Origin of the sequence: Polynucleobacter sp. AP-Sving-400A-A2 (genome assembly GCF_018688155.1) — a bacterium.
Taxonomy (GTDB): Bacteria; Pseudomonadota; Gammaproteobacteria; order Burkholderiales; family Burkholderiaceae; genus Polynucleobacter.
On the sequence record NZ_CP061312.1, the window covers coordinates 1,047,338 to 1,069,989 of the forward strand.

The following is a 22,652-nucleotide window of genomic DNA, read 5'->3' on the forward strand; positions in this document are numbered from 1 at the left end:
TCAAGAAATTAATACAGATAAAAAGTAAGAAAAAAGTAATTGATCAACATGACTGCACCATTACCAAACCCCTTAAATACAGCCGATCCTTTGGTGCTGTATGGCGAGACCTTTGCTAGTCGCCTATTGCTAGGAACCTCGCGCTATCCTTCACCACAGGTCTTAGAAAATGCAGTGAAGCAATCTAATCCTGGAATGATTACGGTCAGTCTGCGTCGGCAAGGGACATCAACTACAGAAGCGCACTCCGGCTTTTGGGATCTTTTAAAGAAAATGGCTGTGCCGGTTTTACCAAATACTGCAGGATGTCATAGTCCAAAAGAGGTAATTACTACCGCGCAGATGGCACGTGAGGTATTTGAGACGAATTGGATTAAGTTAGAGCTCATCGGCGATGACTACACTTTGCAACCGGATACTTTACGTTTAGTTGCCACTGCGGAAACTTTGATCAATGATGGCTTCAAGGTCTTGCCTTATTGCACTGAAGATCTGATTTTGTGCCAACGCTTGGTGGATGTAGGATGCCAGGCAGTGATGCCATGGGCTGCTCCAATTGGTACTGGTCAAGGCCCTTTAAATCCTTATGCATTAAAACTCTTACGTGATCGCTTAAAAGTTCCGCTACTAGTGGATGCTGGCCTAGGTCTACCTTCGCATGCATGCAGTGTGATGGAGTGGGGTTTTGATGGTGTCTTACTCAACACGGCTGTTGCATTGGCTGATGACCCAGTGGCGATGGCTAAAGCATTTGCGATGTCAGTCGATGCTGGTCGCACTGCCTTCCTCTCTGGTGCCATGAAAGCCCAACAGTCTGCTCAAGCTAGTACGCCTTTAGTTGGCACGCCTTTTTGGCATCAAAGTTAAAGAGTTGATGAGATGAGCTTAGTACGCGACCTTGCAGATCAAATAGTTGCAGCCCATGTACAGGAAGATCTGCGCTTACCGATCCCAACGTACAGCATGTCATCGCCCCCACCAAAAATTGATAATGAACATGCTGCCGATCACTATGAGCTAGCAGGTGCACTTGCATCGATTGAGATGGGCTTTATCGAATGTGATGCCAAAGTATTGGGCAAGGCATGGTCACGCATGGCTCATCAAGATGGCGGCTTTAATCCATCCAAATGGCCCTCTAGGCCCGAGCATTTTGATTTACTCCCTTGGACGCGCAATATGAACCCCAATGCTTTTGCCGAGTGTCCTCAGCGCTTGGGTTTATATGCAGTCATGCCCGATGCTGATTGGGTAAAGCGCGCTATTGAGGCCGAAGTGCCAACGGTACAACTGCGCCTCAAATCAGATGATCGTAGACTGATTCGTAAACAAATTGTGCAATCTGTTGAGGCAGTCAAAGGCAGCAAGACTTTGCTCTTTATTAACGACTTTTGGCAAGAAGCAATTGAAGCCGATGCCTACGGTGTTCATCTAGGGCAAGAAGATTTAGAAGTGGCAGACATAGATGCGATTCGGTCTGCAGGCCTGCGCTTAGGTCTTAGTACTCACGGCTATGCTGAGATGGTTTATGCAGATCGTTTCTGCCCGAGTTATGTCGCCATGGGTGCAGTCTTTGCAACCAATCTGAAAAAGATGGCTACCGCTCCCCAAGGCTTGGGGCGTTTATATAAGTATGCTCAATTGATGAGCCACTATCCTTTAGTAGCTATTGGCGGCATTGATGAAAGTAGTATTCATGCGGTGGCACAGAGCGGTGTTGGCTCGGTTGCGGTTGTCAGGGCAATCAATGGATCTAGTGATCCAAAGGCAGCTGTGAAGCGACTGCAAGAACTCATGAAAACCTAATTCTGAATTCTTAATCTTTAATACTTGCCCTCTTCTTCTGGCAATGCAGTTGGGTAAAAATCATGCATGTGCCATAAAGGTCCTGGACCCTCACCAATACTTAAAAAGCGGCCTTTCTCGAGCCCCGCCTCAACATAAGAAATTGCTTTAGCAACTGCATGAGAAAGATCGTGACCATCTGCTAAATAAGTCGCGATAGCAGACGATAGTGAGCAGCCAGTGCCATGGGTGTTAAGCGTGTTAACACGGTAGTGCTTAAATTCTTTAGATTGAACCACCTCAAGCCCATCTTCAATAGTTCGCCACATCAGAAAATCTGTCAGCTGAGTATGGCTAGCATCCAGATGTCCACCTTTGATCAAGACTGCCTGAGGACCCATATCCAGCAACTCTTGTGCTGCCACCTTGAAGTCATTAGCTCCTTGGATCTCACGACCCAATAACAAGCCCGCTTCTTCCATATTAGGAGTAATTAAGCTTGCCATTGGAAACAGCTCTTTAATCATGGCCTGAGCGGTATCGTCTCCACCAAGACTGGCGCCTGAAGTAGCTCTGAGTACAGGATCCAAGACGATTCTTTTAGCACCATGGCGCTTGAGAGCCGATGCCACAGTGCGAACGATTTCTGGGCTGGCCAACATGCCGATCTTCACAATATCCACCCCAATATCCATAAATACTGCATCGATTTGAGCCTCAACCACATCAAGATCAATATCCTGAATACGAGTCACACCCAAAGTATTCTGTGCAGTAATAGCCGTGATGACCGTCATTCCATATCCACCCAGGGCTGTAATGACTTTGAGGTCGGCCTGAATGCCTGCGCCACCACCACTATCGGAGCCGGCGATGGTCAATACTTTAGGGATCTGTACAGAACTGGGAGTAGATGTTTTCATCTTGCTATAATATCGGCTTATTCCTCGATAGCTCAGCGGTAGAGCAGCAGACTGTTAATCTGTTGGTCCGTGGTTCGATCCCACGTCGAGGAGCCAAATACAAGAAAACCACCTTTTTAGGTGGTTTTTTCTTAGGTGGTCGAGGTGAATCGATTGAACCTAGATCAAGCCCTTCTTTTTTAGATTAGCAAGGCGGTTATTTAGGGTCTTAATAGTAAGCAGGTTGAGTTTGTCACCCTCGGACCAATTGCTGCCCTTCCACTCAATACCTACTGGCGTGACATTGGCAAAAGGCTCTTTACCCTCTTTTGCGTAGCCTTCCAAAATAGTAATCAGTGCTGGGCGATCATCGGATCCTCCGGCATCTTTAATGGCATCTAAGATTGGCTTAGTAATCGTATCGCCATAGGTCACTTTGGAGTCTGGGTGTTTTGCTACTACTGGCTCGTCAAAGATGTACTCATGAGGCCACTCAAATACATTTCTGGCTGAATTTTTTACTGACTCTGGGCTGACTGCGCCACTCTCGGGATTTTTTGGATCAGTTGGGAGATTTAATTCCATAATCCAGGCTTCAAATTCTGCAATACGGGCATAGCGTTTTTCTTCACTATCGCGCTTTTGTTCTTCTTGCGAAAGTAGCAAAGTGACCCAAGCCCAGGCGATGTCTTTAGGTATAGCAAACTCTTGCGCCAAAATGCCGCTCGCTTTTTTTAGGATTGGCTTGGATGTGAGTTTTGTCATTGTGTACTTTCTGCATTCTTTACTGGCGCCTTCAATTCAAGGTGGAAAGGCTCACCACAGCCCCGTAGAATACTCTTCATTGGGCTAGATTGAGCTCAAAATGGGTCTTTTAGTCACCCGAAACCCAGTTACCACTTGCTCTGTTATGCTTTTGTTACTGAATTAAAAATCATCATTAGAGTGAATTTAGTAAACAGGAGATAGCTATGATTCAAAGTAAGCTTGTAAATGTATTTATTCGTTTGCCTCTATTCTTTACAGCAGTTGTGGCGATATTGATTGGCACTAGCCATACGTCTGTCGCTCAATCAGATTACCCCAATAAACCCATACGTTTTATTGTTCCCTTTCCTGCTGGCGGGGCAACCGATAACATTGCCAGACCACTCCAAAACGAGCTTCTCAATACCGTAAAGTGGAATGTCATTATTGACAATAAGCCAGGTGCAGGCGGCAATATTGGCGCGGAAATTGTTTCTAAAGCAGCCCCAGATGGCTATACCTGGCTCATGGCGTCAGTCGGTACGCATGGTATTAACTTACCCCTCTACACCCAGGGCGGCGGGAAATTACCATTTGATCCGGTGAAGGATTTCACTCCCATAACATTGGTAGCGGAGTTACCTAACGTCTTAGTTCTCAATCCTGAATTTGCCGCTAAAAATAAAATTAATACCGTGAATGATTTGATTGCGTATGCAAGAGCTAACCCAGGAAAAGTCAACATGGCTTCGAGTGGTAATGGTACCTCCATTCATATGGCGGGAGAGCTATTTAAGTCCATGACAAAAACGTATATGGTTCACTTACCCTACAAGGGAAGCCCACCAGCAGTCACCGATTTAATGGCAGGAAATGTAGACATCATGTTTGACAATCTCCCTTCCTCCATTAACTTTATTCGTGCAGGTCGTTTAAAGGCATTAGCTGTGACTAGCGCCAAACGTTCCCCTGCGTTTCCGGATATGCCTACCATTGCTGAGGCAGCAAACTTACCAGGCTATGAGGCAACCTCTTGGTTCGGTGTTGTCGGCCCCGCCAATATGCCAGCAGATATTCTGAATAAAGATAGCGCCATCTTAATGGCTGCTATTAATAGCCCTGCTGTGAGAGAAAAATATTTAGCAATGGGTGCACAGCCTGTTGGTAATACACCAGCTCAATTCTCAGCTTTCATTAAAAATGAAATTACGAAGTGGACAAAGGTTGTCAAAGATTCTGGAGCAAAAGTAGATTAAGCTTTAGAGAGTTAGCTTACTTAGTTACTTAGCTAAAGAGGAGCCTAGCTCCTCTTTTTTTATCCTAATTGAGAAAGTAGTTTTGTTGGAGTAATCACCTCTGGATCTAAGACAAGTTCAATCAAAGCACCTTTTTTACCAGCCAGTGCCTTTGCAAATGCCGGTGCAAATTCCTCGGTCTTGCTGACTCTAAAACCAGGCATTCCAAAACTATCTGCAAACTTCACAAAATCGGGGTTAGTTAAGCCCGTCGCAATCACGCGAGACTTAAACTCTCTCTCCTGATGCATGCGGATAGTACCGAGCATACTGTTGTTGACTAACAAAACAATTGGGTAAGCATCGTAACGAGCAGCTGTAGCCAGCTCTTGGCAGTTCATCATAAAGTCGCCGTCACCACACACAGCGATAACTACTTTTTCAGGGCTAGCAATCTTGGCAGCGATTGCGGCAGGAAGACCGTAGCCCATGGATCCATTAGCAGGTGCCAATTGGGTTTTGTATTTCCCATAGGGATAAAAACGATGCACCCAGGTTGCAAAATTCCCAGCACCATTAGTAATAATGGCATCACGCGGTATGAGATCTGGTAATGAGTCCATGATGAATGCTAATTGCAATTCACCTTGAACAGTCACTGGGCTAGAGAAAGTGAGATACTCATCATGAGCCTGCTTCATGGCAGTGCGATCATGCTGAGCATTCATCTTCACCATACTTAATGCTGAGCAGAAATTTTCTGGACTGCAATTGATAGCAAAGTCAGGTCGATATACACGGCCTAACTCTTCTGGGCCCGACAGCACGTGAATTAATTTTGCTTTCGCTTGAGGAACAGTCAATATGCTGTAACCAGCAGTTGTCATCTCTCCAAGGCGCTCACCGATGACCAATAAAACATCCGCCTCTTGAATACGCTTTACCAAAGCAGGATTAGCACCAATACCCAGGTCACCTGCAAAGGCAGGATCTAGATTGTCAATGACATCTTGAGAGCGAAAGCTGCTTGCAACTGGAATGGCCTGCGCATTTGCCCAAGAACGTAAAGCCTCGCAGGCAGTGCTATTCCAATTGCCACCGCCTGCGATCACCATAGGGTTTTTAGCGAAGGTAAAAGCAGTCATTGCTTGATCAAAACTGTGGAGATCTAGACCTGGCTGAACGATATGGGCGGCTTTGACGGGGCTTTCTTGACCAATCATGTACAGCACATCTTCTGGTAAAGCCAATACAACTGGACCTTTTCGACCCGCCTGAGCAACATGAAATGCATGTGAAACAAATTCATCAATTCGATCAACGCGATCGATGCTGCCAACCCATTTTGCGCATTCTGAATACATCCGGCGATAGTCAATTTCTTGGAAGGCCTCACGCTCCACCATGTCAGTCCCAACTTGTCCGACCAATAAAACCATTGGGCTTGAGTCTTGATAGGCGGTATGCATTCCAATCATGGCATTCGAGGCGCCAGGTCCACGGGTAACCATTAAAACGCCAGGGTAACCCGTCAACTTTGCATAGGCCTCTGCCATATAGGCAGCACCGCCCTCTTGTCGACAAGTGATGAATCGAAAATCAGGGTGATCAACTAAGCCATTTAATAAAGGCAGGAAGCTCTCACCAGGAACGCCAAAGGCAATATCTACACCCTGTCTTGCTAACGCATTGGCGAGAATTTGGCCACCATTTAGCACTTTATTTGGGGTCTCCATGATATTGATAGGCTTTCTAAAGATTTTAGATATATGTGACGAGTATCAGAAAGTTATCACACTTTATCTAGCAACAGCAGCAATTGAAGCGCCTGTTGAAGAGACTTAATACTCTAAAGGACTGCCCTATACTGCCATTACTAACAACAAATAAACCCATTTAATTGGAGGCTGTGCAATGAGACTATTTAGCTATCGAGATTCAAGTGGCCATAACGGTGTGGGCGCTCTCTTAACAGGGAGTTCAAATACCTTTATTAATCTATCTGCCACAGATCCTTCGATACCCAATAGCTTGCAAGCGATTATTGAATCGCCAGAAGCTTTAAGTCGCGCTGCAGCAGCAATCAAAAATTCAAAGGCAATTAAAGGAGAGATTGAAGCTATCACTTTTAGATCCCCTATTGAGAAACCTGGAAAAATTATCTGTATGGGCTTGAACTATGCTGACCATGCAAAAGAAGGTGGCAACGCTAGACCTGAATACCCAAGCTTTTTTATGCGTGGTCCTAATTCATTAACAGCGCATTTAAGCCCCATCATTCGGCCTCGCGTTTCCGATAAATTAGATTACGAAGCGGAACTCGCCTTTGTAGTTGGTAAAAAGGCGCGCCATCTGACATTGGATAATGCTTTGGAATATGTAGCAGGGTACAGCATTTTTAATGATGGCAGTCTTCGAGATTACCAACGTAAAACTACCCAATGGACCATTGGTAAAAACTTCGATCAAACTGGTGCTTTTGGGCCATGGCTCGTGACCCCAGATGAACTTCCCCTTGGCTGTGATGGCTTGAGTATTCAGTCGCGCTTAAATGGTCAAGTGATGCAAAACGCTAATACCAAAGACTTTTTATGGAACGTGGCAGAGACCATTGTCTTGATAACCGAGTGCATGACCTTGGAGCCTGGCGATCTGGTGATTACCGGAACCCCGGCTGGCGTTGGCTATGCAAGGACACCCCCTGTTTTTATGAAACCAGGGGATATTTGTGAAATTGAGATTGAATCCATTGGAATACTGCGCAACTCTATAGCGGATGAGTAATCGAGCTAAAGCTCTCAGTAGACCTTAAAATAGCGCTATGACTAAGATTCCAGAACTTCTCGCCCCGGCCGGCAGCCTCTCCATGCTGCGTACTGCCTTTGACTTTGGTGCTGACGCTATTTATGCTGGGCAGCCGCGTTATTCTCTGCGAGTACGTAATAACGACTTCGGCAAAATGGAGACGCTCAAAGAAGGTATTGATACTGCCCATGCTTTAGGTAAGAAGTTTTACCTTGTGTCCAATCTACTGCCCCATGGAGGTAAGACCCGTACTTATATTAAAGACATGGATCCTGTAGTTGCCTTAAAGCCTGATGCGATGATCATGTCAGATCCCGGCCTCATCATGATGGCCAGAGAAGCTTGGCCAGATATGCCGATCCATTTATCGGTACAAGCCAATACGGTCAATGGCGCTTCTGCAAAATTCTGGCGCTCTGTTGGCATCAGTCGAGTGATTTTGTCACGCGAGCTATCTTTTGATGAAATTGAAGAAGTTCGCCAAGACTGTCCAGAAATGGAATTAGAGGTATTCGTACATGGCGCTTTGTGTATCGCCTACTCTGGACGCTGCTTACTATCTGGCTACATGTCCCATCGCGACTCTAACCAAGGTGCCTGCACTAACGCTTGTCGTTGGGATTACAAGGTAAAGCCTGGTCAACAAAATACCAGTGGTGATGTAGTTCTTCTTCAAGAGGCACGTCGCCCAGATGATTTAATGCCGATGGAAGAAGATGAGCACGGAACTTACATCATGAACTCCAAAGATTTGCGTGCCATTGAACATATCGAACGCTTGACCAGGATGGGTGTGGACTCATTCAAGATTGAAGGTCGCACTAAGTCACCCTATTACGTTTCACGTACTTGCCAATCCTATCGCACTGCGATTGATGATGCGGTAGAGGGTCGCCCCATGAATATGTCCCTCATCGGAAATTTAGAGGGCCTTGCAAATCGTGGCTATACCGATGGCTTCTATGAGCGTCACCACGATAAAGAGTATCAACTCTATATGCGTGGCCACTCCCTCTCGGGTAGAAGTTTGTATGTTGGTGAGACATTGGAGATTGATGAAGCCTCAGGTCGCATCAAGGTAGATGTAAAGAACCGCTTCTCGATTGGTGATAAGTTAGAAATCATTGAACCCGAAGGTAATCAAGATATGGTCTTAGATGCCATGTGGAATCTCAAAGATGAGCCAATTGACGTTGCCCCTGGCTCAGGTCACTTTGTGTGGATTAAATTGCCACTCAAGAGTAAGCATGCATTTATTGCGCGCTACACCCAGGAACCAGCACCGGTTGAGGCTAGCTCTTGCAGTAACTGCTAATGAAATACTTCAGACAGTTTTTATGAGCGCCTCGACACCCAACTCAGCCCCTGCCCATGGTTTTAAAGAAAAAGCCAAAGAAGAGTTCGTCAAAGCATTTCAGCTAACCATTTACTTTGGTTCTTGGTTTTGTGCTCTTGCTTTTTTAGCAGCAACATCATTGAATGAGAGACCGATTCCCTTATCCATCTTTGGCTTTGCTTTGTTCAAAGCGGCAATCTGTGCCAAATTTATGCTAATCGCTCAGGCTGCATATCCAATTAAAGTGAATAAACAGCATGGCATCGTTAGCTCACTCCTCTTAGAATCCCTCGTTTATCTTCTGGTTGTTTTGGGCTTAAATTATTTAGAAGCTGGAGTGCATGGATTAATTCATGGCAAAGCGTTTTTGGTCTCTATGACTGAATTTGGACAATCCAATCCCTTGCGCGTAGTGGCTATGTCGATTGTGTACTGGTTAATTGTGTGGCCTTATTTACTCCTGACAGGGATGAGCATCATGCTTGGCGGCAACGCAACCATCAAGATTTTGTTTGGTGACAAATCCAATCCAAACTAATCAAACTTGAGTCATATAGCTCGGATGATTAAGTTGCACTCCATTTCTCAAGGTCGGACTTTTGTAATAGGCGTTTGGCTACTTCTCATTACAGGCGCTTTACTACCAGATTTATCTTATGCCCAAGAAATTGAAGCGCGAACTTATTCCAATGCACCCGTTGGGATTAACTTCATCAGCGCTGGGGTTGCACAAGCTAAGGCTGGTAATTACACCCTGACAAGTGAAGTCATGGGTCTTACTCATATCTTTGATGCAGGGGGCCAATCCGGCAAGATCACTCTAGTACTTCCTTATGGCCAGCTGACTGGGTCGAGCACCATTGGTGGACGTACAGTCAATGCCAGTACCGAGGGATTATCAGATCCACTCATCAAAGCGGCAGTTAACCTTTATGGTGCTCCAGCATTAACTCTAGATCAATTTAAGAGCTATCAGCAAGATCTAATTATTGGTGTCAGTCTTGCAGCATCAGTGCCATGGGGCAAGTACAACGACAATCAACTCATTAATGTGGGAGCTAATCGTTGGTTTATCCAGCCGGGTCTTGGCGTATCTAAGGCACTTGGCTCTTGGAGATTTGAACTTGCTGGTGCTGGTATTTTCTACACTAGCAATACTGACTATATGGGCGGCAACTCGCTATCTCAGAACCCGGTTTACTCAACACAAACACATGGAATCTACTACTTTCAGAATACCGCCTGGATCTCAGTAGATGCCACTTACTTTATTGGCGGGCAATCATACCTAAATGGCAACCCGATTAGCGGCAGTCAAGAGAACTGGCGTTTTGGCACAACGATGTCCTACCCAGTAAATAAACATAATTCGATTCGTCTATCGGCGAGCACAGGTGCGTACTCAAGAACCAATAATAGCTATGACTTGTATGGAATTTCTTGGCAATACCGCTTTGGCGGTGGCTTATAGTTTTTTGTTTATTTGCTTATTTATAGGTCGCGCAGATGACGGCGCAAGATTTTGCCCACATTAGACTTGGGCATTTCCTCAATAAAAGCAATCTTTCTGGGACGTTTGTAACTGGTCATTTGCTCTTTGCAATACTGAATGACTTGAGTCTCACTTAACTCAGGCTTATCTTTGACGATATAGGCCTTGACGATCTCACCGAGCTTACGGTGTGACAGTCCAATAACAGCGCATTCTCTTACGCCAGGCATTTGAGAAATCACTTCCTCAATTTCATTAGGGAATACTTTATAGCCAGCAACGACGATCATGTCCTTCTTACGATCCACAATCTGGACAAAGCCATCGGAACTCATGATGCCGATGTCGCCAGACTTAAAATATCCCTCTGCCGTCATAGATTGCTCAGTCTCTTCAGGTCTATTCCAGTAACCCGCCATCACCTGTGGGCCCTTGATACAAATTTCTCCAGGTGTGCCGAATGGAACCTCTACTCCGTCATCATCGAGTATCAATACATCCGTACCAGGAACTGGCATGCCAATGGATCCCGTAAATTCTTTTACAAATGGCGTGTTGACACAAACCACTGGGGAAGTTTCCGATAGCCCATATCCTTGAGCAATCGGCACCCCCATCATTTTTTGCCAAAGTTCAGCCGTCTTCCTTTGGACCGCCATGCCACCGCCGATGGTAACTAAGAGATGGGGTAAACGTACATGCTTAAATTCTGGGCGATGTATCAGCGCATGAAAAAGCGTATTGACGCCTGGAAAAATATTGATATCAGGATGTTTCATCAGCAGCTTAATAAAGCCAGTGATATCACGGGGGTTGGCGACCAATAATAATTTGGCACCCTTACGCATTCCAAGCAAACCGCAGGCAGTTAACGCAAAGATATGGGTCATGGGTAAGGCACATAAAAACACTAATTGCTGCTGACGATTATTTAAAGCAGGCTCAAGCCAAGATTCAATCTGAATGATGTTGGACAAGATATTGCGGTGTAATAAAACTGCGCCTTTAGAAACCCCTGTAGTGCCGCCCGTGTATTGTAAAAAAGCAATATCATCCTGCCTGAGATTGGGTTTAGTAAAGCCATGGCCAGAGCCAATTTTGAGAGCTTGATTGAATTTGATACAAGGAAAGCTCCAATGCGGAATCAGCTTTTTAATATGGCGAGCAATCAAATTAATAATGACGCCTTTCGGCCCCAGAGTCTCACCTATGCTACTCACAATCACTTTCTTTACAAGCCCTTGATTGGAAATCTCTTGATATACGTGAGCAAAGTTTTCTAGCATCACCAAGATGGATGCACCACTATCTTGCAGCTGATGCTCTAGCTCACGAGCCGTATAGAGCGGATTCATATTGACTACGACAAAGCCTGCACGAAGGGTGCCAAGCATTGCAATTAAGTATTGCGGCACATTCGGGAACATGATAGCGATACGCGAACCCGCTTCAAGACCTAATGCTTGCAAATACGCAGCGAAGTCCTTAGACAGTATATCGAGTTGACGATAGTTAATGGAGTGACCCATCGACTCCATTGCAACGCGATTAGGATAATTCTTAAAAGATTCTTCTATTAAATCAACGATAGATGAATAGCCCGCTAAATCAATCTCATGGGGAACGCCCTCGAGATAGTTTTTAAGCCAAGGTTTTTGATTGTTCATTTGCATCAGCAATTAAGAGATTGGGTTGGGTGTGCCTTAGGCACTCAAAAGCTCTTTGAGCTTTTCTAGATAGAGTTCTTGGCCATGGTTTACGCGATGAGTCCACTCGTTTCCCGAATCAGCGTTGGCATCATCAGTCACATATTTAAATGATTGCCATGGAATATTTGATTGATAGGCAATACTCGCAATCGCAAATAATTCCATATCCACTACATCAATGCCCTGGGAGATTAACCAAGGATCATGCGCTGTCACAAAGCTATCTCCAGTGCCGCAAGTATGCTCACCCCCAAGAGAAAGGTAGTGGGATGGTTTAGGGCAAAAAGGGGTTTGGCCTCTAGGTGCCAAAGGAACCGCCATCATGTCTCGCTGCATTACTTTACCGATTTCTAATAAGCCTTGTAGAGCAGAGTTAATTTTTCCAACGGTGCCAAAGTTCACTATCCGCTTTGGCTGATATTCATGAATAGCCTGAATACTGGCCGCAGTTGCATTGATTTTGCCTACTCCAGAATACACAATATCGACACCCGCTGGTAACGCGCTTTTATCCAGCTCGGACTCTAATGCGGTAATAATGAGTAATTGTGTTTTCATATCAGCCAATAATGAATTTATTAGATTATCTACCCGTAGTCCCCGACTTTCCTAAGCCAGGAATTCTCTTTAGGGATATCTCTCCTTTATTAGCTAATCCGAGTGCATTTAAGGAGGCTACACTGCAACTAGAGGCACTTGCACAGCAATTTGATTACAGTCATATTTTAGGAATTGAATCACGGGGCTTTATCTTTGGTAGCGCCCTCGCCTATCAGACTCATAAAGGCCTCGCTTTAGCACGCAAACCCAATAAGCTACCCTTGGCAAGCCATCGAGAATCCTATGGCTTAGAGTACGGCTCTGATTCCTTGGAAATTGCCCAATCTACTTTGCCGTCAGGCTCGCGGGTTTTGATTGTGGACGACGTACTAGCTACCGGCGGTACCATCATCGCAGCCAGTAAATTACTCAAAAAGGCTGGCTTTAACGTTGCTGGTGCTCTCACGTTTTTAGAAATTGCTGGTTTACATGGTGGCGATATCCTCACCCAGAACGGAGTCGCCAATAAGACAGTCTTTATTGCCTAATGCGGGTCTTACAAAAGACTTTTAGCGCCTTTGAGAAACTTGACAGTGCCCCAGCCTACTGCGAGTACTTTACTGGCAAGTTTGGGTTTGTAGTGCGCTAGTACTGCGAACGCACTCGTCCACAAGATCGGCGTACTCTTCATAAAATTAAATGCATCCATACCCTTATCAGCCCATGACAAGGGCTTTTCTATGGGCTCAAAATGCAAAGCAAAGTCAGCACGCTCTTGGGCTGCCCGCTCCTGCAGCACTTTTTGCCTTGCCTGAAGTTCAGCTAGTATTTTGCCCATTATTTAGAGAGCTCCTGACGATCTTTAGCCAACTCAGCAATCGTTGCTTCGAATAGTTTGGGCATAGTTTTGAGCAAGCGCAAGACTACCAGCGCCAAAATGATGCCTACGGCTAAAAAACCACTGGTTAGCAAGCTTAGCGCCAAGACCCGATCAGTCTCCCAACTATAAATCACAATAAGTAAAGCCAGCATCACCAAGCCAAAGAATAAGAAAAACAAGGTAAAGATCACAATCACTAAAAGACTCAAGAACTTAGTGCGCGCAATCTGCACATCAGTAGAGATCAACTCCAGACGAGTCTGCGCAATAGATGCCCCCGTGGAGACGAGATTCTTCAGGGAGGATAAAAGGTTTTCTTGAGACATGAATTCCTAGCGACGACGAATAAAAAGACCTACTAACAAGCCAATCCCAGCTGCAACACCTATTGCCTCCCAGGGATTTCGATGGACAAACTCATCAGTGCGCTCCGCAACGACTTTAGCTTTTTCAGTCACAGTACCCTCAACAGAGGATAGACTTTCTTTTGCGCTATTGAGCGTCTCCAAAGCCTTTGACCGAATTGCGCCAAGTGGGCCATCGTCATGGATTGCGGTTGCCTTGATGAGATCCTCAGCGTCTGCCATAAGCGCCTTGAAGTCACTTATCAAAACTTCTGAATGGATCTGAGCTTCTTCCTGCGTACTTGTTGGTTTTTTGGTAGTCATCGTTCTATTCTAAGCAATTGATCCCAAAGATCACAGTATTAATACCGTCATACCTGCATTGCCCTCCTTGAAGTGCTTTAGATAGGCTTTTAATCCAGGCCTTCTTCTCAAAAGCGCATGGTAAGCCTCGCTACCAAATGCGGTTTGCTCGCCAAAGTGATATTCATCAACACGGTCTGAGAAATAGTTATTCTCCAGAGCATCATGTACAGCCCATTTAATTTTGCCACCCTCACCGCTAGCCCCATAGCCATGTATCAAAATGATTGCCTTGATACCTACTTCCGAAGCTCGGCGCAGCCCAATAGTTAATCTATCCAAAGCCTCCTGGGCACTTGGGCTATCAAACTTTAAATTCAGCACCATCGTGTCGCTATGCGGAATAGGAAGCTCCTCACTTCCGCATTGACGACATTCCCCCATCATGCCCCTGGGGTTGCCACAGTCTAGACATTCAAATGAATGGATCATCAAACGCCTTTACAGATGATTGGGTAATGACTCATTCATAACATTATTAAGAACAATACTTTGCTTCTAAAGCAGATGTTGAATTGACCTGATCATCAACCATCCGGTTTAGGGTCATTTGCGCTGCATCTTTATTCTCTTGAACTTTTAGATTTAAGTTAATCAATCCGGCTACATCCTTGCGAATCGAGGTATTGCCGTAGCGTAAGCCCTTTAATGTAGAGACAGCTTCAGCAGAGATCTTGCATTGCTGGCTTAACAACTCGGAAGAATCCGATGAGGTATTTGCATATGCCAAGGCAGCTACAGAGACTGAGACAACAGCCAATAGAGTCTTCTTCATCTTATTTCCTTAATTTGTGACCACATGTTGGACAACAACCTAAATCTTTTGCTTTTGTTTTTCTTAAGGCGGCGTAGACGCTAGATTCTGAAATTTCCATCTTTCTAGCGGCCTGAGCTGCGGTCATTCCCTTCCCTATCCAATCTAAAGCTTGATGTGTTTTTGGTATCGCTCTTCTCATTTCACCTCCTTTGGTAATACTATACTACAGAAGTTGTGAAGTTGTGAACTTTAATTAATATGTTGTTTTTTGGATGCTGACTTAATGGCAGGCAAGCTATACATATGATCAGATGCGGTATAAAGGACTAAGGACTAAACAGAGACAGTGAATCACCATGAAAATACAAAGTAGCCTTGTGCAAGCTTGCGAGCTCATCCAGAAGGAGCAGCTTTCGGTAGATGACTATTTAGGGCAATGCGTGGCGCTAGCAGATGCATTGGAGCCGACATTAAAAGCTTTTACCGTCAGAGCTTCACTACCCACTCTGATACAACAATCAGGCTTGGGTCCGCTTAGGGGTATTCCAGTGGCAATTAAAGATCTGATCGATACAAAAGATTTCGTAACAAGCTATGGATCTGCAATTTATAAAGATTTTGTACCTAGTGAGGATGCCGAAATAGTCAAAAAGATTCGCGCCTTAGGTGGCGTTATCTTTGGTAAAAGCGTCACAACCGAATTTGCGTGGCGTAATCCGGGAGCTACAAGCAATCCATGGAATAGTAATCACACTCCAGGAGGATCTTCAAGTGGCTCTGCAGCAGCGGTTGCAAGCGGGATTGTGCCGCTGGCGATAGGATCCCAAACTGCAGGGTCCATTATTAGACCGGCCTCATATTGTGGAATCGTTGGATATAAGGCGAGTTATGGAGCAGTTCCCCGCAGCGGAGTCCATCCAGTTTCTGGCTCACTAGATCACATTGGTTTTTTTACCAGATCCGTTGCAGATGGAGTGTGTGCATTTAATTTTCTCAAAAATTCCACAACTGAAGAGGATTATTCAATTGTGATTCCTGAGCTTATTCTTAAACCAGTGAATGCAGTTTTAGATCAGCAGAAACCCCGTTTTGCAATTCTCAGTTCTCCATTCGATGAATTGTTAAGCCAAGAACAGATGGATATCTTAAAAAAGGCGGCGACATTATTAAAAGCCTCAGGCGCCAGCATTGAAGAATTATCGTTACCACAGACTTATTGGGATGGAATAGAAGCATTGGCGGTACTGATGTCATATGAGGCTGCAGTAGTACATAAAAAACATCTTGAACAATTTCCTGAAATGTTGGGCGCAGATATAAAAGAATTAATTGAAAAAGGAAATGCGTGTTCGGAAAGAGATTATCTGGAAGCTAAGAATCTGCAGATTGCCTTACGTAAGTCGATTGGTAAATATTTTGAGCGTTTTGATGCAATCTTGGCACCCCCTGCAACCGGCGAGGCACCAAAAGGTCTCAGCTTTACCGGAAATCCGATCTTTTGCTCTCTTTGGACTTTTATAGGCACTCCAGCCATCGCACTACCCGTAGGCAAATCCAGTAATGGACTTCCACTAGGCGTTCAGCTCATCGGTGCTTACTGTGAGGATGAAAAATTAGTCAATATGGCCGCGTTCGCCGAGGCAAGCTTTAAGACTCTAAACAACTAGCGGTGTTATAAATGAATCATGTCCAGATATGAATCTGGGATGTGTTGAAAACTGAATTTAGGAGAAGCGTAATGTCCTTATCTTTTGAGAAGCGTAGAGGCTTACTTGTATTAATCACTGTCCTAGCCTGTTGTGCGGTAGGAGTAGCAAACGCTCAAACGAACGCAAGTTGGCCTGATAAGCCCATCAAGATCATTGTTGGCTACTCTGCTGGAGGGGCTACAGACATATTGGCACGTTTAGTTGCAGTAAAAATGGGCATTACCTTGGGTCAGACAGTGATTATTGAAAACAAGCCTGGCGCCAATAGCAATGTCGGCGCAGAAATCGTTGCACGGTCACCAGCTGATGGTTATACCCTTTATGCCTTCTCAATTGCCAACACCATCAATATGTCGCTTTATCCAAAACTTGGGTACGACGCACTCAAAGATTTAGATCCGATTGGCATGATTGCCAAGATCCCCAATATTTTGGTAGTCAATCCAAATCTTCCAATCAAAACAGTTGCGGACTATGTGCGCTACGCCAAAGAATCAAAAGATGGCGTGACTTTTGCTTCCTCCGGTAGCGGCTCATCTATTCATCTCTCCGGCGAAATGTTTAAGATGCAATCGAAAATCCAAATGCTCCATATCCCTTACAAGGGGAGCGCTCCTGCCGTCACAGATTTACTAGGAGGTCAGGTAGATTCTATGTTTGATAACGCCCCTTCTGCAATGCCTCATATTCAAAGTGGAAAGCTGCGTGCAGTTGGCATTACCAGTGCGCAACGATCACCATTGCTGCCCGAAGTACCTACACTTGCCGAGTCTGGTTACCCCAATTTTGACGTGCAGTCATGGTTTGCCTTGGCTGCTCCTGCTGGAACCCCGAAGCCGATCATTGAAAAGCTTAATGCAGCACTAAATAAAGCCCTCACTGCGCCAGATGTGCGTCAACGTCTGCAAGAGTTGGGAGCTACACCTGAACCTGGCTCGCCAGAGAAAATGCGTGACTTCGCAACAGCTGAGGTAAAACGCTGGCGTGAAGTAGTTAAAGCATCTGGCGCAAAAGCCGAATAAAACACACCAGAAAGAAGGAAGTCCCCGCATGTTTCCAATCGACTTCTTTTGGCGAGCATCTTTGCGCTGGCCAAAGCGCACAGCCATTGACACCCCTACTGGCCCGATTAGCTATGAAGAGTTAGCCTCCAAAGTGAAGGCGCTTGCTAGCGCCCTTGTTGCATTGGACCCTCATCTTCAAAGCCGCGTGGCAATTTGCTCAGGCAATAGCGCGGAGCACATCATCGCCCTATTGGCGGTACTTGCCTCTGGCAAAGTATGGGTTCCGCTCAACCCTAAAAGTACTCGACCTGAAATACGACGCATCATCGACATCACAGAACCAAGCCTCATCATTCATGATCAAGCCTTAGGTGAATTGTTAACCGATGCCCCAGGTATTTTTATCCTAACCAGCATGGATGATGGGCAAACATCAAGCAAAACAATGGGTAGTCTGATCCAAGGTTACGATGGCGCCTCACTCCCATCATTTGACCTGCCTTTAGATGCCACTCAAGCGATCAAATTTACTGGCGGTACTACGGGCGCTCCAAAAGGAGTGATGCAACCCTATCGCGCCTGGCTGGCTAATATAACTAACCAGATTCAGTCGTGGGGCTTTGATGAACATGAGCGCTATATTGTCGCTGCGCCAATTACTCATGGCACATCAACTTATATTTTGCCCATCCTAGCGCAAGGCGGATGCCATGTCATCCTAGATGGGGCTGGTGCTGAAGTTGTTCGCACAGCCTTTAGAGAGCGTGGTGGCACTGCCTCCTTTATGCCACCAACAATGCTATACATGTTGATGGCATTACCCAATGCCTCGCGCAAGGATTTTCCCAAGCTACGCAGACTGATATATGGTGGCGCACCAATGCCCGCTGAAAAAGTGCGTATTGTCCGTGAATTTTTTGGTCCCGTACTTTGCACTACTTATGGTCAAACTGAGGCCCCTCAAATATTAACCATTATGAAACCGGAGGATTTTGAAGATCCTCAAAATTGGGCTGCAGTTGGTTGCGCTACCTGGTTTAGTGATGTCGCAATCATGGCGCCTGATGGAAGTTTCCTACCAACAGGCGAAATTGGTGAGGTAGTGGTACGCGGTGATCTTCTCATGACAGGCTACTGGCGTATGCCAGAAAAAACTGCGGAAACGATCATTAATGGCTGGCTGCACACTGGAGATCGCGGTTTGATTGATCAGCGTGGTTACCTCTATCTAAAAGACCGCCTCAAGGATATCGTGATTACCGGAGGATTTAATGTGTATCCAGTAGATGTTGAAAATGCTTTAACTCAACACCCCTCCGTTCACGAATGTCTGGTCTTTGGCGTTCCAGATGATAAGTGGGGAGAAAGCGTGCAAGCAGCAGTACAACTTCGCCCCGGCCAACAGGTTGATGAGGCAGCCCTCATTTCTTTTGTGCGCGAACTCTTGGGGCCGGTTCAGACACCAAAACGTATCCACTTTTATGAGAGTTTGCCTCGCTCTAATGTGGGCAAATTACTCAAGAGCGCCGTCCTCCAAAATATTCTTAACCCTTCAACACATTCTTAATTAAGCCATCATGACTAATTCATCCAACAAAACGCCAGTAACTAGTTTGTGCACCCATACTCTTACCAGTCTGCACTATCGCGATGCAGACCTTGTCGAAGACTTGATGGGTAAAAAAACGTTTACCGAAGTGATGTTGATGCAAATCTTAGGAAGAACTCCACGACCTGTAGATATCCGAATCACAGACGTTGTACTCATTGTTCTCATGGAACATGGCCTCACACCCAGTGCCATTGCAACGCGATTGATTTACATGAGTGCACCAGAAAATCTTCAAGGAGCCGTATCAGCTGGCTTGCTGGCTGTTGGTAGTTCTTTCATTGGCACCATGGAAAATTGTTCCGGCTTATTAGATCGCATTACAGCGGCGAGTAATCCTGAGGCAGAAGCGCTCGAGATAGCGCAACATTACAAAGTAATCAAGGCAGCAGTTCCGGGATTTGGGCATCACCTTCATAAACCAGTAGACCCACGAGCATACAAACTATTAGAAATGGGTCGGGCTGAACCAGACCTCAAGGGCGATAAGATCCGAGCACTGGAAATTCTATCGAAAGCCGTTGATACGGTAGCTGGTCGCCCGATTACGATCAATGCTACTGGTGCAGTAGCTGCACTGCTGGGTGAGATCGGCATTCCGACTGCAGTCATGCGTGGCTTTGCTGTTATCTCACGCTCAGCAGGTTTGGTAGCCCATATTGTTGAAGAGCAACAAAGTCCCTCTGGCCGTTTTATTTGGGATACCGTTGAACATGCCATTCCCTTTGTGGATGGCGCCAATAAGATTGGCTAAGCATGGGTACTCAAACTCAATTAGCGAGAGAATGCGTATTGATTACAGGTGCTAGCCGCGGTATCGGGCGAGCAATTGCTGAGCGTTTGATTGCCGATGGGATGCACGTCATTAACTTTGACAAAATAGCCCCTCAAGAAAGTTCACCTCATGAGAGTTTCTATGAGGTCGATGTATCAAATGAAACTGCATTGCGAAGTACGCTAATAAAGGCGATATCAAAGTATCCCATTACCCGCTTAGTCAATAATGCGGGTATTGTGCGCCCTGCCACAATAGAAAAAACCAGCATTGAAGATTTTTATGCAGTGATGAATGTGAATGTTGCCGCAGTCATTATTTGTGTACAGGAACTTCTCCCCACCATGCAAGCAGCTCACTTTGGACGGATTGTGAATATCTCTAGTCGCGCCGCTTTGGGTAAAGAAGAGCGTATTGCGTATGCCACTTCTAAAGCAGGCTTACTAGGACTAACGCGTACATTGGCCTTAGAGCTTGCGGCTGATGGCATCACTGTGAACGCTATTGGACCTGGCCCTATTGCAACAGAGCTCTTTCAGAGTGCAAACCCTCTAGGTACACCTGCTACACAACGTATTCTTGATAGCATACCCTTGGGTCGCATTGGTCAACCAGAAGAAGTAGCACATATCGTTGCTTCACTACTAGATCAACGCGCTGGATTTACTACCGGCCAAGTAGTGTATGTTTGTGGTGGCATGACTGTAGGACTACATCAATAAATGAACTCAACTTCACATCCTCCCGGCTTACCAACCGATCTAACTGGTCGCACTATTTTAGTCTCTGGCGGCGGCTCGGCTGGACCGGGCTGGAGTATTGGTAGAGCATCTTGTGTCACTTACGCCAGACTGGGCGCCAATGTCTGCGTAGTTGATCGAGATGCGGCCTCCGCAGAAGAAACCACGAAGATTATTGTGCAGGAAGGTGGTATTGCAAAGACTTTTATTGGAGATGTTTCTGAAGAAGATGAAGTGAAGCGACTCTTCTTTGAGGCTCGTAATCAATTTGGCCCTATCGATGTTTTGCATCACAACGTGGGCATCGGTAAAGTTGGTGGCCCTATGGAAACGAGTGCCGAAGATTTTGATCGCATTCATAAAGTGAATGTTCGTAGCCTCTTGCTGGCAGCCCAGGAGGTTTTGCCTGAGATGGCATCCAGAGGCACAGGAAATATCATCGCTATTTCATCGGTAGCGGGTATGCGCTATTTAGGCTACCCGCATTTGGCCTATAGCGTCACTAAGGCAGCCAACACCCAATTTATTCGGATGATTGCCCAACAATACGCAAGCCAAGGCATTCGTGCCAATACAGTGGTGCCCGGTTTAATCGATACCCCACGCATTGCCAACACGGTAGCAAAGATTTTCTCTGAAAATAGTCTAGATGAGGCTCGTGCCGCTAGGGATAAGCAAGTTCCTATGGGTAGATCAGGAACAGCATGGGATGTGGCTCATGCCTGCGCCTTCCTGGTATCAGATGCAGCAGCCTACATTACCGGAACAGAACTGGTAGTGGATGGGGGCATTACCGGTAAATATACCTAACAAAACTAAGGGTCAGCACCCATTTCCCTACTGGATCATATTGAGGTATTTTTTAACCTTACTCCAAATTAAAGAGACTCTAATGAACCGCTTCCTGCAATTAGGACTCCTGACTTGTTTCTGCTTGTTTTGTAGTTTAGCAACTGCCTATCCGTATAAACCAATCACCATTATTGTTCCCCAAGCACCAGGTGGAACAAATGACATTGTGGGTCGAGTAGTTGCACAGCGGCTCGGAGAGCAAATCAAAGCCTCCGTGGTTGTCGAGAATAAACCGGGTGCTGGCGGCAATATTGGCACTCAGTTTGTTGCCAATGCCCCGAAGGACGGTCACACACTTTTAATGACAATTAGTAGTGCTCAAGCTATTAATCCCGCCCTCTATAAGAATCCAGGTTTTGATCCAGTCAATGACTTTATTCCCCTGGCCATGGTTGGATCAGTTCCAAATGTTCTAGTTGTAAATGCTAATTTTCCGGCCAAGAATCTAGATGATTTTTTAAAGTTAGTTAAATCAAAGCCCCCGGAGACTTACCAATTTGCATCAGCTGGTAATGGGACGCTAAATCACCTCTTAGGTGAAATGCTTAATCAAAGCTATGGGATATCGTTGCAACATATTCCCTATAAAGGAGTTGCACCCGCACTCAATGATCTCTTGGGTGGGCAAATTCAAATTGCTTTTGCTAGCTTGCCATCCGTTTTGCAATACATTAATACTCAAAAATTAGTTGCCCTGGGTGTGAGCTCTTCAAGGCGCTCCCCCCTACTGCCCGAGGTCCCATCCATATCAGAAAAGATTCCAGGCTTTTCTGGAACTCTTTGGATAGGTTTATTCGCACCTAAAGGCACGCCTAAGCCAGTCATCGATAAATTGCAAAAGGAGATGCAGTTAACCCTGACCAATCCCGAGTTGAGAGAAAAACTGCAGGCCACTGGAGTAGAGCTTGCAAACATGACTCCAGCAGAATTTGCTAAACAGCTTCAAGAAGACATTACACGCTGGGCGAAGATCGTTAAAGCATCGGGCGCCTCTCTTGACTAAACCCTGTATTCAATGTCATAGGGCAAAAAAATAGAGCCCCGTGGTAGGGGCTCTTCTATAGCACT

The 22,652-nt window shown here is 45.6% G+C and carries 25 protein-coding genes and 1 tRNA gene; 16 read left to right on the forward strand and 10 right to left on the reverse strand.

Going from position 1 to position 22,652, the window contains the following annotated elements; translation table 11 throughout:
- Nucleotides 1-48 precede the first annotated feature (48 nt).
- Together C2758_RS05525 and C2758_RS05530 are read left to right on the forward strand one after the other, a co-directional pair.
- Nucleotides 49-867, forward strand: a complete 819-nt coding sequence (locus tag C2758_RS05525; protein ID WP_215327302.1) for a thiazole synthase — start codon at nucleotides 49-51, stop codon at nucleotides 865-867.
- Between the two features lie 12 nt (nucleotides 868-879).
- The gene (locus C2758_RS05530; RefSeq protein WP_215327303.1) at nucleotides 880-1,806 is read left to right on the forward strand and encodes a thiamine phosphate synthase; all 927 of its coding nucleotides are present in this window, start codon (nucleotides 880-882) and stop codon (nucleotides 1,804-1,806) included.
- Between the two features lie 17 nt (nucleotides 1,807-1,823).
- Here C2758_RS05530 and thiD read toward each other — a convergent pair whose 3' ends face one another.
- Nucleotides 1,824-2,708 carry a bifunctional hydroxymethylpyrimidine kinase/phosphomethylpyrimidine kinase gene (thiD, locus tag C2758_RS05535; RefSeq protein WP_215327304.1) on the reverse strand — a complete coding sequence of 295 codons (885 nt, stop codon included), beginning with the start codon at nucleotides 2,706-2,708 and terminating at the stop codon, nucleotides 1,824-1,826.
- Nucleotides 2,709-2,729: 21 nt separating this feature from the next.
- Here thiD and C2758_RS05540 point away from each other — a divergent pair.
- A tRNA-Asn gene (locus C2758_RS05540) sits at nucleotides 2,730-2,804 on the forward strand.
- A 63-nt stretch (nucleotides 2,805-2,867) separates the two neighbouring features.
- Here C2758_RS05540 and C2758_RS05545 read toward each other — a convergent pair.
- Entirely contained in the window at nucleotides 2,868-3,452 is a 585-nt protein-coding gene (locus C2758_RS05545; RefSeq protein WP_215327305.1) for a hypothetical protein, read from the reverse strand.
- A 206-nt stretch (nucleotides 3,453-3,658) separates the two neighbouring features.
- Here C2758_RS05545 and C2758_RS05550 point away from each other — a divergent pair, with 206 nt between their 5' ends.
- On the forward strand, nucleotides 3,659-4,690 hold the full coding sequence (locus tag C2758_RS05550) for a tripartite tricarboxylate transporter substrate binding protein (protein WP_215327306.1): 1,032 nt from the start codon (nucleotides 3,659-3,661) through the stop codon (nucleotides 4,688-4,690).
- Nucleotides 4,691-4,749: 59 nt separating this feature from the next.
- On the opposite strand, the gene C2758_RS05555 is transcribed toward C2758_RS05550, so the two are convergent.
- On the reverse strand, nucleotides 4,750-6,405 hold the full coding sequence (locus tag C2758_RS05555; RefSeq protein ID WP_215327307.1) for a thiamine pyrophosphate-binding protein: 1,656 nt from the start codon (nucleotides 6,403-6,405) through the stop codon (nucleotides 4,750-4,752).
- A gap of 178 nt (nucleotides 6,406-6,583) precedes the next feature.
- On the opposite strand from C2758_RS05555, the gene C2758_RS05560 reads away from it, so the two are divergent.
- Genes C2758_RS05560 through C2758_RS05575 form a run of 4 tightly spaced genes read left to right on the forward strand, consistent with a single transcriptional unit; the run spans nucleotide 6,584 to nucleotide 10,281 of the window.
- A complete protein-coding gene (locus C2758_RS05560) occupies nucleotides 6,584-7,453 on the forward strand; it encodes a fumarylacetoacetate hydrolase family protein (RefSeq protein WP_215327308.1) in 870 nt (289 codons plus the stop codon).
- 37 nt (nucleotides 7,454-7,490) lie between these two features.
- A complete protein-coding gene (locus C2758_RS05565) occupies nucleotides 7,491-8,789 on the forward strand; it encodes a U32 family peptidase (protein WP_215327309.1) in 1,299 nt (432 codons plus the stop codon).
- A gap of 22 nt (nucleotides 8,790-8,811) precedes the next feature.
- Nucleotides 8,812-9,348 carry a hypothetical protein gene (locus C2758_RS05570; RefSeq protein ID WP_215327310.1) on the forward strand — a complete coding sequence of 179 codons (537 nt, stop codon included), beginning with the start codon at nucleotides 8,812-8,814 and terminating at the stop codon, nucleotides 9,346-9,348.
- Nucleotides 9,349-9,372: 24 nt separating this feature from the next.
- A complete protein-coding gene (locus C2758_RS05575; protein WP_215327311.1) occupies nucleotides 9,373-10,281 on the forward strand; it encodes a transporter in 909 nt (302 codons plus the stop codon).
- 20 nt (nucleotides 10,282-10,301) lie between these two features.
- On the opposite strand, the gene C2758_RS05580 is transcribed toward C2758_RS05575, so the two are convergent.
- Both C2758_RS05580 and C2758_RS05585 read right to left on the reverse strand, forming a co-directional pair.
- Entirely contained in the window at nucleotides 10,302-11,975 is a 1,674-nt protein-coding gene (locus C2758_RS05580) for an AMP-binding protein (RefSeq protein ID WP_215327312.1), read from the reverse strand.
- Between the two features lie 30 nt (nucleotides 11,976-12,005).
- On the reverse strand, nucleotides 12,006-12,569 hold the full coding sequence (locus C2758_RS05585; RefSeq protein WP_215327313.1) for a 5'-methylthioadenosine nucleosidase: 564 nt from the start codon (nucleotides 12,567-12,569) through the stop codon (nucleotides 12,006-12,008).
- 11 nt (nucleotides 12,570-12,580) lie between these two features.
- Here C2758_RS05585 and C2758_RS05590 point away from each other — a divergent pair, with 11 nt between their 5' ends.
- Nucleotides 12,581-13,099, forward strand: a complete 519-nt coding sequence (locus tag C2758_RS05590) for an adenine phosphoribosyltransferase (protein ID WP_215327314.1) — start codon at nucleotides 12,581-12,583, stop codon at nucleotides 13,097-13,099.
- An 8-nt stretch (nucleotides 13,100-13,107) separates the two neighbouring features.
- On the opposite strand, the gene C2758_RS05595 is transcribed toward C2758_RS05590, so the two are convergent.
- Genes C2758_RS05595 through C2758_RS05615 form a run of 5 tightly spaced genes read right to left on the reverse strand, consistent with a single transcriptional unit; the run spans nucleotide 13,108 to nucleotide 14,913 of the window.
- Nucleotides 13,108-13,389 carry a YqjK-like family protein gene (locus C2758_RS05595; protein WP_215327315.1) on the reverse strand — a complete coding sequence of 94 codons (282 nt, stop codon included), beginning with the start codon at nucleotides 13,387-13,389 and terminating at the stop codon, nucleotides 13,108-13,110.
- Nucleotides 13,389-13,757 (reverse strand): phage holin family protein, encoded by a 369-nt coding sequence (locus C2758_RS05600; protein ID WP_215327316.1) that lies wholly within the window; start codon nucleotides 13,755-13,757, stop codon nucleotides 13,389-13,391. Before C2758_RS05600 ends, C2758_RS05595 begins: the two co-directional genes overlap by 1 nt.
- A 6-nt stretch (nucleotides 13,758-13,763) precedes the next feature.
- A complete protein-coding gene (locus C2758_RS05605; RefSeq protein ID WP_215327317.1) occupies nucleotides 13,764-14,099 on the reverse strand; it encodes a YqjD family protein in 336 nt (111 codons plus the stop codon).
- A 30-nt stretch (nucleotides 14,100-14,129) separates the two neighbouring features.
- The gene (locus tag C2758_RS05610; protein WP_215327318.1) at nucleotides 14,130-14,570 is read right to left on the reverse strand and encodes a Smr/MutS family protein; all 441 of its coding nucleotides are present in this window, start codon (nucleotides 14,568-14,570) and stop codon (nucleotides 14,130-14,132) included.
- Between the two features lie 46 nt (nucleotides 14,571-14,616).
- Complete coding sequence (locus tag C2758_RS05615; RefSeq protein WP_215327319.1) at nucleotides 14,617-14,913, reverse strand: hypothetical protein; 297 nt, start codon at nucleotides 14,911-14,913, stop codon at nucleotides 14,617-14,619.
- Nucleotides 14,914-15,251: 338 nt separating this feature from the next.
- Here C2758_RS05615 and C2758_RS05620 point away from each other — a divergent pair, with 338 nt between their 5' ends.
- The 7 genes from C2758_RS05620 (at nucleotide 15,252) to C2758_RS05650 (ending at nucleotide 22,587) form a co-directional block, all read left to right on the forward strand.
- On the forward strand, nucleotides 15,252-16,562 hold the full coding sequence (locus tag C2758_RS05620; RefSeq protein WP_215327320.1) for an amidase: 1,311 nt from the start codon (nucleotides 15,252-15,254) through the stop codon (nucleotides 16,560-16,562).
- A gap of 71 nt (nucleotides 16,563-16,633) precedes the next feature.
- Nucleotides 16,634-17,626: a tripartite tricarboxylate transporter substrate binding protein gene (locus C2758_RS05625; RefSeq protein WP_215327321.1), complete on the forward strand. Its 993-nt coding sequence runs from the start codon at nucleotides 16,634-16,636 to the stop codon at nucleotides 17,624-17,626.
- A 28-nt stretch (nucleotides 17,627-17,654) separates the two neighbouring features.
- A complete protein-coding gene (locus tag C2758_RS05630) occupies nucleotides 17,655-19,175 on the forward strand; it encodes a class I adenylate-forming enzyme family protein (protein ID WP_215327322.1) in 1,521 nt (506 codons plus the stop codon).
- Between the two features lie 10 nt (nucleotides 19,176-19,185).
- Entirely contained in the window at nucleotides 19,186-19,971 is a 786-nt protein-coding gene (locus C2758_RS05635) for a citryl-CoA lyase (RefSeq protein ID WP_215327323.1), read from the forward strand.
- A 2-nt stretch (nucleotides 19,972-19,973) separates the two neighbouring features.
- The gene (locus tag C2758_RS05640; RefSeq protein ID WP_215327324.1) at nucleotides 19,974-20,714 is read left to right on the forward strand and encodes an SDR family oxidoreductase; all 741 of its coding nucleotides are present in this window, start codon (nucleotides 19,974-19,976) and stop codon (nucleotides 20,712-20,714) included.
- A complete protein-coding gene (locus C2758_RS05645; RefSeq protein ID WP_215327325.1) occupies nucleotides 20,715-21,542 on the forward strand; it encodes an SDR family NAD(P)-dependent oxidoreductase in 828 nt (275 codons plus the stop codon).
- Between the two features lie 82 nt (nucleotides 21,543-21,624).
- Nucleotides 21,625-22,587 (forward strand): tripartite tricarboxylate transporter substrate binding protein, encoded by a 963-nt coding sequence (locus C2758_RS05650; RefSeq protein ID WP_215327326.1) that lies wholly within the window; start codon nucleotides 21,625-21,627, stop codon nucleotides 22,585-22,587.
- The last annotated feature ends 65 nt before the right edge of the window (nucleotides 22,588-22,652 follow it).